General features: G+C 66.6%; 13 protein-coding genes (1 of these 13 running past the window's edge). 2 read left to right on the forward strand and 11 right to left on the reverse strand.

What is annotated here, in order from left to right; translation table 11 throughout:
* Both DR_RS11595 and DR_RS11600 read right to left on the reverse strand, forming a co-directional pair.
* Nucleotides 1–540, reverse strand: the 5' portion of a protein-coding gene (locus DR_RS11595) for a GNAT family N-acetyltransferase (RefSeq protein ID WP_010888882.1). 360 nt of this gene lie to the left of the window's left edge; only the first 540 of its 900 coding nucleotides appear in the window; its start codon is at nucleotides 538–540; its stop codon lies beyond the left edge, outside the window.
* Complete coding sequence (locus DR_RS11600; RefSeq protein WP_010888883.1) at nucleotides 537–1,439, reverse strand: GNAT family N-acetyltransferase; 903 nt, start codon at nucleotides 1,437–1,439, stop codon at nucleotides 537–539. The genes DR_RS11595 and DR_RS11600 overlap by 4 nt, the downstream gene beginning before the upstream one ends.
* Nucleotides 1,440–1,806: 367 nt before the next feature.
* Between DR_RS11600 and tkt the strand changes: the two genes are divergently transcribed.
* Entirely contained in the window at nucleotides 1,807–3,807 is a 2,001-nt protein-coding gene (gene tkt, locus DR_RS11605; protein WP_010888884.1) for a transketolase, read from the forward strand.
* 71 nt (nucleotides 3,808–3,878) lie between these two features.
* On the opposite strand, the gene DR_RS11610 is transcribed toward tkt, so the two are convergent.
* From DR_RS11610 to DR_RS11645, 8 genes are all read right to left on the reverse strand, one after another.
* Nucleotides 3,879–5,543: an erythromycin esterase family protein gene (locus tag DR_RS11610; RefSeq protein WP_010888885.1), complete on the reverse strand. Its 1,665-nt coding sequence runs from the start codon at nucleotides 5,541–5,543 to the stop codon at nucleotides 3,879–3,881.
* A 46-nt stretch (nucleotides 5,544–5,589) separates the two neighbouring features.
* Complete coding sequence (locus tag DR_RS11615; RefSeq protein WP_010888886.1) at nucleotides 5,590–6,042, reverse strand: hypothetical protein; 453 nt, start codon at nucleotides 6,040–6,042, stop codon at nucleotides 5,590–5,592.
* A 40-nt stretch (nucleotides 6,043–6,082) separates the two neighbouring features.
* Nucleotides 6,083–6,331, reverse strand: a complete 249-nt coding sequence (locus tag DR_RS11620; protein WP_010888887.1) for a helix-turn-helix transcriptional regulator — start codon at nucleotides 6,329–6,331, stop codon at nucleotides 6,083–6,085.
* A gap of 105 nt (nucleotides 6,332–6,436) precedes the next feature.
* Complete coding sequence (gene ftsY, locus DR_RS11625) at nucleotides 6,437–7,390, reverse strand: signal recognition particle-docking protein FtsY (RefSeq protein WP_010888888.1); 954 nt, start codon at nucleotides 7,388–7,390, stop codon at nucleotides 6,437–6,439.
* A gap of 152 nt (nucleotides 7,391–7,542) precedes the next feature.
* On the reverse strand, nucleotides 7,543–8,526 hold the full coding sequence (locus tag DR_RS11630) for an aldo/keto reductase (protein ID WP_010888889.1): 984 nt from the start codon (nucleotides 8,524–8,526) through the stop codon (nucleotides 7,543–7,545).
* A 63-nt stretch (nucleotides 8,527–8,589) separates the two neighbouring features.
* A complete protein-coding gene (locus DR_RS11635) occupies nucleotides 8,590–9,144 on the reverse strand; it encodes a DUF4385 domain-containing protein (RefSeq protein ID WP_227085949.1) in 555 nt (184 codons plus the stop codon).
* 70 nt (nucleotides 9,145–9,214) lie between these two features.
* Nucleotides 9,215–9,838: a Dps family protein gene (locus DR_RS11640; protein WP_010888891.1), complete on the reverse strand. Its 624-nt coding sequence runs from the start codon at nucleotides 9,836–9,838 to the stop codon at nucleotides 9,215–9,217.
* Between the two features lie 48 nt (nucleotides 9,839–9,886).
* A complete protein-coding gene (locus tag DR_RS11645; RefSeq protein WP_027480339.1) occupies nucleotides 9,887–10,780 on the reverse strand; it encodes an MBL fold metallo-hydrolase in 894 nt (297 codons plus the stop codon).
* A gap of 217 nt (nucleotides 10,781–10,997) precedes the next feature.
* On the opposite strand from DR_RS11645, the gene DR_RS11650 reads away from it, so the two are divergent.
* The gene (locus DR_RS11650) at nucleotides 10,998–13,175 is read left to right on the forward strand and encodes a hypothetical protein (RefSeq protein ID WP_010888893.1); all 2,178 of its coding nucleotides are present in this window, start codon (nucleotides 10,998–11,000) and stop codon (nucleotides 13,173–13,175) included.
* A 60-nt stretch (nucleotides 13,176–13,235) separates the two neighbouring features.
* Here the strand turns inward: DR_RS11650 and DR_RS16500 are convergent, their stop codons facing one another.
* The gene (locus DR_RS16500) at nucleotides 13,236–13,565 is read right to left on the reverse strand and encodes a hypothetical protein (RefSeq protein ID WP_010888894.1); all 330 of its coding nucleotides are present in this window, start codon (nucleotides 13,563–13,565) and stop codon (nucleotides 13,236–13,238) included.
* Nucleotides 13,566–13,571: the final 6 nt, after the last annotated feature.

Consider the following 13,571-nt stretch of genomic DNA (forward strand, 5'->3'; position numbering starts at 1 on the left):
ATTGCGCGGCATGTCGGCCTCACCCTGGCGGTGAAGGGCGTAGAAAGCGTCCCAGTCGGAGCCGTCCACGTCATAGCGCTCGGCTTCCAGCCCTTGCAGGAAAAGGCGCTCCTCCAGAGGTTGAAAGCGCCCGGCGTCCCAGGCCGTCAGGTCCAGCTGGGCGCCCCAGGATTGCCAGGCGTTGCGAAAGCCCGCCGCCAGAAAAAAGTGCATCTGCTCGGGCCAGTCCTCGCGGGTCACGCCGAGCAGCCGCGAGAAGCCGGTGGGCAGGTCGGCGAGCAGTGCGAGGTAAAGGGGAGAAAAGGATGCGCCCTCGCCCGCGAAGTCTAGCCGCAGCGCGTCGGGGGCACCGGCACCGAAGGGGGAGCAGTGGACGGAAGCGATGACCTCTCCCCCACGCTCGGCCACCAGACGGCGGCGCTGGGGGTCGGCGGACACCCGAAACTGCTCGGGCCGGTAGGTCCACTGACCGCGCACGCTCTGGGTGACGAGGTGAGCGACGGTGGCAGCGTCAGCCTCCTGAAAAGGCCGGATGTTCACGCCTCGCGCTCCCAGGCCACCCAGTCGGGTTCAATGTTGGCGCCCAGACGACGGAGCACGCCGAGGTAAGCGGCGTCGCGCTTGCTGCCCGCCACGTTGAGGAAGGACAGGCCCCCGGCTTGCAGACTGCGGGCCACCTGAGCGAGCAGGGCGGTGGCAAGACCCTGGCGGCGGTGCTCCGGGTGAACGACGAGGACGGCGTTCCAGGCGTGGAGACGCGAACGTTCGGGGAGGGCGAGGCCGACCAATGTTTCGCCGTGCCAGGCGAGCCAAGCGGCGTTCCAGAGAGCGTCTTCATCGGTCAGAGCTTCGGCAGCGGGATCAATGGTGGGCGGCGCCGTTACCTGGTCCTGGCGGGTCAGGGCGTAGAGCTCGGTCAGGCGGGCGTCGTGCTGGAAGGGGGCAGCGGGGGTCAGGCGGTAGTGCCGGGCAGTGAGCGCGGCTTCCAGCGCCCCAGTGTTCACCTGCCAGTCGCGCAAATGGAACCCACCACCGAAAGTGCGGTGAACCTCGCGGAAGCCGAGCGCGGGGAGGTCGGGCCAAGCAGGTAGATAGTCCTCGCGCACGCTGGCCCAGAGGTGGGAACGCCCGGCAGCGCGGGCCTGAGCGGCAAGAAACTCGAGCAAGGCCGCCGCGTCGGCGTGGTGGTCGGGGTGAAGGTGCAGACCTACCCAGGCGTGGCTGGGGTGAAAATCCGGCAGCCAGAGCGAGCCGAGGCCGCTGACCTGCCCCGCCGTTTCACTCACGACATAACCATGTTCGGGGGCGGCGAAACGTTCCGCGAGCTTGCGCGCCGTCGCCTGAAAGTGCGGTTCCTGGGTGGAATTGAGCAGCAGAGCGGCCAGAAAGGCGTCGGCGGGCTGGGCCGAGCGCACCTGGGGAGAGGAAGGAGCAGACATGGAGTCATCTTGGCGGGTCACCTTTCTCTAGGCGAATCTGATTCCTCCGCCAAATGGCCTAGCGGGTGCATATGCAACCCGGCTTCGGCAGCTTTCGGCGCCCCTGCTCAAGCTCGGCTCAACGATTGCGCCCCGCATACTCAAGTCACATTCACAGAGAGGCTTGACATCTTTACGCCCCTAGCGTATTCTGTCTTTACCGGAATGAAAGCGCCGTGGTGCGCTTGCGAGTCTGACCGGAGACTGTCCGAAGTTGAGGGACTGTCCAGTTTTATCTTTAACCGCGCCTTCCGCTCCTGGCAGGCGTTTTTCTTTTGGTTGGACGATTCCTGACCCCCGGCCCTGGCCTGCCCGCTAGACTGCCGACATGACAGACCAGAGCGTTTCCCAAAACGTGGCGCGGCTGAGTGTGAACACCATTCGCACGCTCGCCATTGACGCGGTGCAGGCCGCCAACTCGGGCCACCCCGGTGCGCCGCTGGGCATGGCCCCGATGGGCTACGTGCTGTGGCACAAGTTCCTGCGCCACAACCCCGCGCACCCTGAGTGGCCGGGCCGCGACCGCTTCGTGCTGTCGGCGGGGCACGCCTCCATGCTGATCTACAGCCTGCTGCACCTGACCGGCTACCAGGAAATGACGCTCGACGACCTGCGCCACTTCCGGCAGTGGGGCTACCACACCCCCGGCCACCCCGAGTTTTTCCACACCAAGGGTCTGGACGCGACCACCGGCCCGCTTGGGCAGGGCGCGGCGATGACGGTGGGCATGGCGATGGCCGAAGCACACCTCGCCGCCCGCTACAACCGCGAAGGCTTTCCGATTTTCGACAACCGCACCTACGCCATCATGGGCGACGGCGATCTGCAAGAAGGCATCAACCACGAAGCCGCCGCGCTCGCCGGGCACCTGAAACTCGGCAAGCTGATCTGGCTGCACGACGACAACCACATCCAGCTCGACACGCCCACGAACAAGGCCGAGTCCGAGGACACCGCCGCCCGCTTCCGCGCCTATGGCTGGAACGTGCTGAAGGTGGAAGACGGCGACAATCTGGACGAAATTGAAAAGGCGATTGCCGAGGCCCGCAGCCAAAGCGAGCGGCCCACGCTGATTCAGGTGCGCACCATCATCGGCTTCGGCAGCCCGCGCGCCGGCACGAGCAAGGCGCACGGCGAGCCGCTCGGCGAAGAGGGCGTGGCCGAGACGAAGAAAGCGTTGGGCTGGGAGTACCCCGCTTTTACCGTGCCCGACGAAGTGGCTGCGCACATGAACGCTCGCGCTAAGGGTGCTCAACTCGAAGCCGACTGGGAAAAACTGATGGCCGACTACCGCACCGCGCACCCCGACCTCGGCAAGGAAGTGGACGCGCTGCTCGCCCGTGAACTGCCCGCCAACCTCGCCGACCTGCTGCCCAAGTACGAAGTCGGCGGCAAGGCGGCGGCCACCCGCAACGCGAGCGGCGAAGTCATCAACGCGCTGGCGAAGGTGCTTCCCGGTTTGATGGGCGGCAGCGCGGACCTCTCGGGCTCGACCAAGACCACCATCAAGGACGGCGGCGAGATGGAAGCGGGCACCATGGGCGGGCGCAACGTGCTGTTCGGCGTGCGCGAGTTCGGCATGAGCGCCGCGGGCAATGGCCTGAGCCTCTACGGCGGCCTGCACCCGATGGTAGGCACCTTCCTGGTATTCGCCGACTACCTCAAGCCGGCTTTCCGCCTCTCGGCGCTGCAAATGCAGCCGGTGACTTACGTGCTGACCCACGACTCCATCGGTCTGGGCGAAGACGGGCCGACCCACCAGCCGGTGGACCAGCTCGCCATGCTGCGAGCGGTGCCGGGCGCCCACGTCATTCGCCCCGCCGACGCCAACGAAACCGCCGCCGCGTGGCTGATGGCGCTGGAATACGACAAGGGCCCCACCGCGCTCGCCCTCTCGCGCCAGGATCTGCCGATTCTGCCCGCCAACATCGAAGGCGTGAAGAAGGGCGCGTATGTCCTCCGAGATGTGGACGGTGCCGATGGTCAGGGGGCTCAAGTCATCCTGATCGCCAGCGGCTCGGAAGTCGCCCTGGCCCTGAGCAGCGCCGAGCGGCTGGCCGAAGAGGGCGTGCAGGCCCGCGTGGTGTCCATGCCGTGCATGGAGGTCTTTCGCCAGCAGGAGCAGAGCTACCGCGACAGCGTGCTGACCCCCGGCGTGAAGCGCGTCGCCATCGAGGCCGCCAGCCCGCAGCCCTGGTACGAGTGGACGCTCGGCGGCCCAGTCATCGGCATGACGACCTTCGGTGCGTCGGCCCCGGCCAAGGTGCTGTTTGAGAAGTTCGGCTTCAGCGTGGAAAACGTGGTGAAGGTGGTCCACTCCGTGCTGTAAAGTCGCCCATCAGATTCAAAGCCGCCCGCTCCTAAACGGAAAGCGGGTAGCTTTTTTATTGCAGGAGCGCCTTACTTCGCCGCCTGAGCAGGCGTACTTTTCCCGGTGAAAATCAGCACGTCGTAACTCTTGGGCAGAACCTCGAAGGTGTAGCCCATCGCGCCGGGCGTGCTGCTCTGACCGATGCCGCGAATGGGACGTGGCGTGGCGAAGTACTCGCGCACGGCGGGAACTTTCAGCGCATCGGCCATGACCAGGGCGGCGGGCGCCGTCGCCAGAGCTTCGGGGCTGTCGGGGTGCGAGGGGGCCACGGCGACGCTCTGCATACCCTTCTCTTCCTGGCCCACCAGCGTCGCCCGGATGCTGCCGCCGGTAAAGGTCTGGCCGATGGTGCGGTAATCGCGTCCAAGTGCCTCCGCCAGCCGCGTGCCCATGCCGGTCTGCGCCAGAGCGTCGGGCGCTTTGCTGACGTGGCTGTTGTGCGCCCAGAGCATCACTTTGCCCTGCGGGTCAGCCTTCAGGACAGCCAGCAGGTTCTCGGCCATAAAGTCGTCGCGCGTTCCCTGCCCGGTGGCGGCCAGCACCGCCTGCTGCACGGTCCGGGCGAGCGCCTGGGCCTGGGCGCGGTGGGGCGTGTTCGCGTTCAGGGCGTTGGCCTGCTTCAGCAGCGTGGCGGCCTGCTCGGTGAACGCCTTTTGTTGGGCCGGGTCTTTCACCAGTTCGTCAATCTGATACGGCTCAAGTTTGGCAAAGGGGGCCGCCGCCGCTGACAGCCCAGGCACCAGGGTGCCCAGGAGCGCAGCGCTGCCCCCCGGGTCCTGCATGTCCACCGCCACGAAGTTCAGGGCCGGTTTGCTCCCCCGCGCCGCGTTGTACCCGCGCATCCACACCAGCAGGTCGCGGATTTCGGCAGTGCGCCACACGCTGAAGCCCAGACCGTTGACCGCCGCCGTGAGGTCCGCCGACTCACCTGAAATGTAGGCCTGCACCGCCTGCGCGCGCGCCGGATTGGCCTCGAAAGCGAGGGTCGTGAAGCCGTGCTCCTGCACCAGCGCCTTAAAAATCCGCGCCTTGAGCACGAAATGTTCGTGAGTGCCGTGGCTCCCCTCGCCGACGCCAATCAAGCGGGCCTGAGCCAGCGGCGTCAGAAAGGCGAGGTCGGCCACTCCGGTGCCGGACGGGTTGACGGGCCTGAGCAAAGGCCGGAGCGCCGCTACCAGCGCAGCGCGTGAGGCCGGGCTCAGGGGAGCGGGGTCGGCCAGGACCTGTCGGTTGCCGCCTAGGTCCACCTGAGCATTCAGAGCGCGGCTGTCCACGATTTGCCAGCGTCCACCCAACTTTTGCCAGGTATCCAGCGTCTCGCCGGTCTGAACCACAGGCATTTTCTGGCCGCCCAGGTCGTATTCGCCTTCACTCCGGACCTGCGCGGTCACGTTGTAGGTCTGACCCTGGCGCACCAGCTTGAGCGCCGTGACCTGCGCGGATTTGAAGGTCAGGCCCGGCGCCCTCGCGGTCAACATCTCGCGGGTGATCGGCTCGTAGCGTGGGCCGTAGCCGCTGAACTTCGGCGCGTAGAAGCGCAGGATGGTGGCCGAGTCGCCCGCTACCGTCGCGCGCATCAGCTCCTGATAACTGCGGCGAATGGCGGCCTCGTCGGGGTTTCCTGCGCCTCCGGCGAGGGCGGGCGTCAGCAGGGCGAGGGACAGAGCAACAATTTTGTTCATGAGTTTGTTCATGGGTGGGCCTCCGGGGAATGAGGGAAAGAAGCAGCGTGACAACAGGTCAATCGGCGAACTCCTCCTCGCTCAGCGCGGCCACGATACGGGGCAGATATGAATAGCCCATCCCCAAAAGGATGAAGAAGACGACGCTGGCCGTTTCGGGGTTGCCCGCCGGGAAGGGATTGATGGCCGGAAAACGCTTGAGAACACCGCCGCTCAGCAGGTAAGCCGCGAACAGCATCCACAGCATCCAGCCGCTGCTCAGGCCATAAGCACGGGCGATGAAGGCGTTGCGCGAATGACGCTCGTACTCGTCGAGCTCGCCTTCCTTGCGAAAGAGCCGGTTCCAGACCCAGGCGTCGGAGGTCAGTTGATGCAGGGCGGCGCCGACGACGGGAAGCAGCAGCAGCGGCAGTACCCCAAGCCAGCGTTCGCTGTCCAGACTGGGCAGCGTGAGTTGCAGGACCAGCAGACCCAGGCCCAGCACAGCGGCCCAGAAGCGGCGGCGTTTCATCGGCTGGGTGCGGCTAAACGAAACGGTTTGGCGGTCAACATCATATCCGTTCTCCTTGTCCGTAGACCTGAAGGCTCAGGGCCGGCAGGGGCTCCAGCGAGAAAATGGCCTCCACGGGGAGCCTGAACACCTGCGCCATCTTGAGTGCGAGTTCCAGGCTGGGGCCATAGTCGCCGCGCTCGATAAAGCCCACCGATTGCGGGTTGATCCCCACCGCCGACGCCAGCTCGGCCCGCAGCGCGGCCAGCCGGTTGTAAATCGCAGCCTCCTCTTTTCGTTTGGCGACCATACTGAGATGTCATGTAAACATAACGCCCTATGTCAAGTAGAAAACAGCAGCCGCCTTTCCTGAGGAAAGAGGCCGCTGCCCGGAGGGGTTGGACTTAGAGAGCCGTCAGGCTTTGGGCAGCTCCACGTCAAACAGTGCCCGCACGAACTCCTGGCTGTCGAACGGTTGCAGGTCGCCGGGCTGCTCGCCCACGCCGATGAATTTGATGGGCACGCCGAGTTCGCGGACGATGGGCACGAGGATGCCGCCCTTGGCGGTGCCGTCGAGCTTGGTGACGACCACGCCGGTCAGCGGAGTGGCCTCGTGGAACTTCTTGGCCTGTTGCAGCCCGTTCTGGCCGGTCACAGCGTCGAGCACCAGCCACACCTCGGCGGGCTCGCCGGGGTCGGCCTTGTCGATGACGCGGCGGACCTTTTTCAACTCTTCCATCAGGTTGTGCTTATTGTGCAGTCGCCCCGCCGTGTCCACGAACAGCAGGTCGGTGCCGCGTGCTTTGCGGGCACCCGCCGCGTCGAAGGCCACCGCCGCCGGGTCGCCGCCGTCCACACCCTGAATGACCGGCACGCCGAGGCGCTCGCCCCACACGCCGAGCTGCGTGCCCGCCGCCGCGCGGAAGGTGTCGCCCGCCGCAAACATGACGCTCTGGCCGCGCTCCATGTAGTACTGGCCGAGCTTAGCGATGGTGGTGGTCTTGCCCACGCCGTTCACGCCGATGACCATGACGACGTGGCCCTTGGGGTCCACCTTGGAGCGGCTGACATCCGGCGAAAAGCCGAGTTCCCGGAACTGCGCGCGCCGGGCGTTGGGTTCAAGTTGCAGCGTGAGCGCGCGCATCAGCGCGTCTTGCAGCCGGCCCTCGCCATTTTTGCGGATGTCCTCGATGATTTCTTCGGTGGCCGCCCGGCCCACGTCGGCGGCAATCAGGGCGTACTCGAGGTCCTCGATGTTGTCGATGCGGGTAAAGGCTGTCTGGACCTCCTGATCGAGCGGCCCCGCCGTGCCGCTGATCTGTTGCCGGGTTTTGCTCAGGCCCTGGCGGAGGCGGTCAAACCAGCTCATCGGGTCGCTCCACGGCGGCAGACTTGAGGGAAGTTCAGTTGCATAACTTCAGCATACTGTGCTCAAGTGAGGCGGGCGGTGACAGACAGCCCGAACAGGCAGGCAAAAGGCCAGGACCGGCTTGCCCTGACCTCCAGGTTCGCTCCCTTGGTTCAGCGGTTGACGTGCCGCATGTCAGGGTAACGGTCGCCCGCCGCCACCGGGAACGTCGCGTCTATCTGCCGCAGTTCGTCAGGGGTCAGGCGAACGTCCAGCGCCCCCACGTTTTCCTCCAGGTACTTCACACGCTTGGTGCCGGGAATGGGCACGAGGTTCTCGCCCTGCGCGAGCACCCAGGCGAGGGCCAGTTGCGAGGGCGTGCAGCCCTTTTCGGCAGCGAGGCGCTCGATTTCGCGCACCAGGTCGAGGTTCTTCTGGAAGTTTTCGTCCTGAAAGCGGGGGTTGTGGCGGCGGAAGTCGTCGGGGGCGAGGTCATCGGGCGACTTGAGTTGTCCGGCCAGAAACCCGCGCCCCAGCGGGCTGTAGGGCACGAAGCCCACGCCCAGTTCGCGGCAGGCGGCGAGGACGCCATTTTCCTCCGGGTCGCGGGTCCACAGGCTGTATTCGCTCTGAACCGCCGAAATCGGGTGAACGGCGTGGGCGCGGCGCAGGGTATCGGCACTGCACTCGGACAGGCCCAGCGCCCGCACCTTGCCTTCCTGCACGAGGTCAGCCATCGCGCCCACGGTGTCCTCGATGGGCGTGTCGGGGTCCACGCGGTGCAGGTAGTAGAGGTCCACATGGTCGGTGCCCAGACGGTTCAGGCTGCCCTCGATGCTCTGGCGCACGTACTCGGGGCGGCCCGAGAAACCACGCCTGGACGGGTCCGCCGGGTCACGAACGATGCCGAATTTGGTTGCCAGCACCACCCGGTCGCGTTTGCCCCTGAGCCAGCGCCCCAGCAGTTCCTCGTTGTGGTAGGGGCCGTAGATGTCGGCAGTGTCGAAGAAGGTGACGCCCAAATCCAGGGCACGGTCAAGCGTGCGCAGGCTCTCGGCTTCGTCGGCGTCGCCGTAAAACTCGCTCATGCCCATGCAGCCCAGGCCCAGGGCAGAGACGGTGAGGTCGCGGAGTTGGCGGGTGGGAAGGGTGGTCATGGGGTCTCCTTTTGGGCGTCGCTCTGGCGTGAAGGGGGTGCGACAGAACCAGAATAAGGCGGCTCAGCCGTACTTCGCCTTCCACTCCTTCTTCATGGCCGCGTACTCCTCGTGCGCCTCGGCCTCGTCCCACTTGGCCTTGAAAATGCGGGCGGACTCAGCCTTCACCGGGTCCTCGGGCTGGCGGGGCAACTCGGCACGGCCATGCGCTCCCGACTGGCCTTTTTTATCGTCGGGCACCGGGCCGTCGTACTTTTTGCCACCTTTGTGGTTGGCGTAACGGCGCGAGCGGGTAAAGCCCATCTGCAAGAATTTGCGCGCCATGTCGGCCCCCACAAAGTCGTCCGCCGCCAGATAGTCCAGAAACATCGCGTAGATTTTCTCGCTGCTCTCGCGGGCCGCGTCGGGCGTGGCAAAGCGCCAGTGCGGCAAAATTTCGGCCTTGTATGGCTGCACCAGCAGCACGCCCTGTTCGCCCCGGCCCACCCGGTACAGCTCCGGCTCTTTGCGGAGGTCGCGCTCGCGGTAGTCCACGTCGTAGTCGAAGTCGCGCTCGGACTTTTTGACTGGGCCTTTGGAGATGCGTTGCCGGCTTCCTGCTTGCTGGTCTTCTGGCATGGTGTTTTCCCCTCTCCAAACAAAAGCAGAAGGCCGGTCATGGCCCTCTGCTTTATGCTCAAAAATTAGCTCAGTCGAGGCGCTCGTCGTCCATGATGGCCTGGAGCATCCAGCGAATCTTGTCGATGGTCGCTGCGTAACCGTTGTACATGTCGGCGGTGACAGGGTCGTTGGCTTCGTCACAGGCCTGCGAGTCGTCGCGGTAGCCCTTGCCCACGCGCGAGAGGTCCTGCACGAGGTCGGCGACCTGGGTGCGGGCGTCGCGCACGGTTTCCTGCGGCACCTGCACGGTGCTGTAGCGGGCGAGGTCGGCGGGCGCGGCGAGGGGGCTGCCGCCCAGGGCGACGAGGCGCTCGGCCTGCTCGTCGATGGAGGGGAAAATCTCGGCGATGAACTCGTCGTAGGCGAGGTGCAGGTCACGGAAGAAGCGGCCCCGGATGTCCCAGTGGTACTTCTTGAACTTCAGGTACAGGCTGATGGTGGTCGCCAGGTTGCGTTGCAGGGTTTCGGCGACGGTCTGGAACTCTTTTTCTTCCAGGTAGTGGTGGTTGACGAGCGCGTTGTTCACGGTGCCGAGGTGCGCGGCGTCAGCGTGGTCGGCGCCGCCCGCGCGCACACCCTGCGCTCCTGTTTCCGGCACGCCGCTCTTTTTGGTCTTGCTGGCTGCCTCGCTCTTGGTGCTTTTCTTCGTCATGAACGCACCCTACGCCGGGCCCGCGAGGGGCGCCCATAGCCATTTTCTTTACCTTTGGGCAAACAGCAGTCGGTGGTCGCTAACTTCAAGCTGCGCCCAGCCCGCCGCCAACCCTTCGCTGAGGTGGGCGCTGATGACCGCGCGGTTGAGCAGCACTGCCCCGGCGTTCGTCATCGTGACTCCGAGTGCGGCGCAAACGCGGGCGAGCAGCTCGTCTACAGTCGCCGCGCCCGCCGTCAGCGCCTCACGGACTGCCGCCGTCGTCCGCTCGTAGCTCGCCAGATTGACCGCGACCAGCGCCGCGCTCTCCTCTGCCGGGTCGCCGTGGGCGGGCAGGGTCAGCCGCACGCCGGAAAGCCCAGCGAGGGCCGCCGCACTCGCTTTTTGCGCGGCGCTGTCCACGCAAAACGTCAGCGGATGCTTGGCGAGCGCGTCCGGGCCGAAGAGGGCGTCGGCGGCGTAGAGCACGTCGCCCACCCGCACCGCGTACATCTGCGCGGCGTGGCCGGGGACGGCAAGCAGCTCCACGTCCACCCCACCTAAGCGCTGCTCGCCCGGCTCCACCCCCTGCGCGGGGCTGCTCGGCGCGAGCAGAAATTTGGTCTGCACCTCGCGCGGCGGCAGCGCCCCGAACAGGCTGAGCGGCTCCAGCACCGGAAACCGGATGACGGCGGCTTCCAGCGGCGGAGCGAAGACGGGCACTTCGGGAAACCGCTTGAGAATGAAAGCATTGCCGCCGTGGTGGTCGGTGTGCGAGTGGGTGTTGAGAATGGCTGCGGGCCGCAGCCCCAGCGCCGCCACCTCGCGCAGCAGTTTGCGGGCGTGGGAGTCGTCGAGGCCGGTGTCTATCAGGAGGGCGCCACCCGCGCCGTTGTCTAGCACCACGCTGTTAACAGGACCGGGAAGGTGAAAGGCGCCGGGCGCAAGGGGAAGCAGGACCATACCCGAGGGTAAGCCACTGTTCCGGACGGGTGGCCCGGTCCCCGTTTCATCCGGCACAGTCGGGACCGCACCGCCTGCGCCTCCATACCGCGAAATCCGCATTTTTTCCCCCTCGCATCCGCTCGGATTGAATCTGGTAGTTCCGGATTCAATCGGGATTCTTATCACATGTTCCCGTTTCACCTTCCCGATACCTGGAGGCGCTAGGCTCCCGCGCATGCCTGCCCCCCAACGCAGCCCGTTCATGCAGTGGTTTCTTGAAACGGGCCAGCCCGAACACGAAGGGTTTTACGAAGAAGAGCAGGACGTGAGCGAGCAGTCGCACACCGAGCCGTGGTGGAAGGTGATGTGCCTGACCGGGGTGGACTACTTTTCCACCCTGGGGTATCAGCCGGGCATCGCGGCGCTCGCTGCCGGGGCGCTGGCACCCGTCGCCACGTTGGTGCTGGTGCTCGTCACGCTGTTCGGCGCCCTGCCGATGTACCGCCGGGTGGCACAGGAAAGCCCCTACGGGGACGGCTCGCTTTCCATGCTCGAAAAGCTGCTGAGCTACTGGCCGAGCAAGACGCTGGTGCTTTCCCTGCTGGGCTTCGTCGCCACTGGCTTCGTCATCACCATCACCCTGTCGGCGGCCGACGCTGCCGCGCACCTCGTCGAGAACCCGCTGCTCAAGTCGGCGCTCGGCGGGCAGAACGTGGCGATTACCCTGACGCTCATCGCGCTGCTGGGGGCGGTGTTTCTCAAGGGGTTCAAGGAAGCCATCGGGCTGGCGGTGGTGCTGGTCATCGTCTACCTCGGCCTGAGCGTGGTGGTCATCGGCAACGGGGCGCTGGAAGTGCTGCACCACCCCGAACTGCTGAGCGGCTGGTGGGCGGGGCTACGCCACACCTTCGCCTCACCCCTGTCGCTGATCGGCGCGGCGCTGCTGGTGTTTCCGGCACTGGCGCTGGGGCTGTCGGGCTTCGAGACGGGCGTGGTGGTCATGCCGCTGGTGCGCGGCGAAGCGGGCGACACCCACGCCAACCCCGCCGGGCGCATCCGCAACGCCCGCAAGCTGCTGACCACCGCCGCCAGCATCATGAGCGTGCTGCTGCTCGGGTCGTCGCTGGTGACCACCGTCCTCATTCCGCGCCACGAGTTCTGGGCCGCCACCAGCGTGACGCGCGCGGTCAACACCGCCGACCTGCGGGCGGGCCGCGCCGTGGTCAACGTGCCGCTCGACCACCCGACTGAGCCCAGGGAGATGTACACCTTCCACGTTCCGGCGGGGCAGCGGGGCAACTATGCGGTGCAGGCCGACACCGTGGGCGGCGCGGTGCCCATCGCCGTGAATGTGACTGAAAACGGCTCCACCACCCAGGTCACGGTCGCCACGCCCCCCGGCGCAGCCAACGGGCGGGCGCTGGCGTACCTCGCCCATCGCCGGCTGGGCGACACCTTCGGCACGCTGTACGACGTGAGCACCATTTTCATCCTGTGGTTTGCGGGCGCCTCGGCCATGGCGGGGCTGCTCAACATCGTGCCGCGTTACCTGCCGCGCTACGGCATGGCGCCGGACTGGGCGCGCGCCACCCGCCCGCTGGTGCTGGTGTTTACCGGCATCGCCGCGCTGGTCACGCTGGTGTTTCAGGCGAACGTGGACGCCCAGGCCGGGGCCTACGCGACCGGCGTGCTGGCACTGATGACCTCGGCAGCCATCGCCGTCTTTCTGACCGAGCTGCGGCGCAAACACCCCCAGGCGGCGCTGGCGTTCGGGCTGGTCAGCCTGATTTTCGTCTACACCGCCTTCGTGACCGTTAAGGAGCGGCCCGAGGGCCTGTGGATTGCCCTGTGCTTTATCGCCGGGATTCTGGTCGTGAGCATCTGGTCGCGCATCGGGCGCAGCACCGAGTTGCGGGTGCAGAATGTCCACTTCGATGAAGCGGGGCTGGACATGGTGCGGGACGTGGCCGCCCACGGGCTGCCGGTGCGTTTTATCGCCAACCACCTGAACGCGGGCGACGCCGCCGAGTACCAGGAAAAGGCGCTGGAAGTGCGGCTCGACAACCACCTCAGCGCGGGCGAGGTGGCCCTGTTTCTGGAAGTGGCGGTGCTCGACGCCTCGGATTTCAAATCGACGGTGTACCTGGAGGGCGTGCAGGTCGGCCCCCACCGCATCCTGCGCGCCACCGGCAACAGCGTGCCCAACACCATCGCCGCCGTGCTGCTCTACGTCCGTGACCTGACCGGCGCGCCGCCCCACATCTACTTCGAGTGGAGCGAAAAAGGCCCCGCCGCCAACGCCCTGCGCTTCCTGCTCGCCGGGGAGGGCGACATTCCGCCGCTCACCCACGAAATTCTGCGGGTGGCCGAGCGCGACCCCGGACGCCGCCCACAGGTGCACGTGGGGGGCTGAGCACGGTCCAGTCAGCAGGGCGGGCACCCGGGAGCTTCCCTGGGTGCCCGCTTTCGGTGTTCAGCCCAGAGGCCGCACCGCATCTGCCGTCACGAAGTCCGCCGTGTTCAGGCCCGCAGGCAGGCCCGGCCCCGTCACCGCCGCGCCCCGCGCTTCCGCCGCCGCCACTTYTGCGTTCAGGGCCAGCAAAAAGTCCAACATGTCCGCCCCCGCTGGCAGGCCATAAGCCGCACTCACCGCCGCGTCCAGCCGTTCCTGAGCGTCACGCAGCGGGTTTTTGCCCGGCATGTCCAGCGTCCGGTACAGGTCGCGCAGGCTCCAGCCCTGCTCGCGCATCACCTTGTTCCGCAGTTCCCGCAGCTTCACCGCTGCCGCCGCCACCGCCCGCACCTGCGC

It is taken from the genome of Deinococcus radiodurans R1 = ATCC 13939 = DSM 20539, from assembly GCF_000008565.1.
Taxonomy (GTDB): domain Bacteria; phylum Deinococcota; class Deinococci; order Deinococcales; family Deinococcaceae; genus Deinococcus; species Deinococcus radiodurans.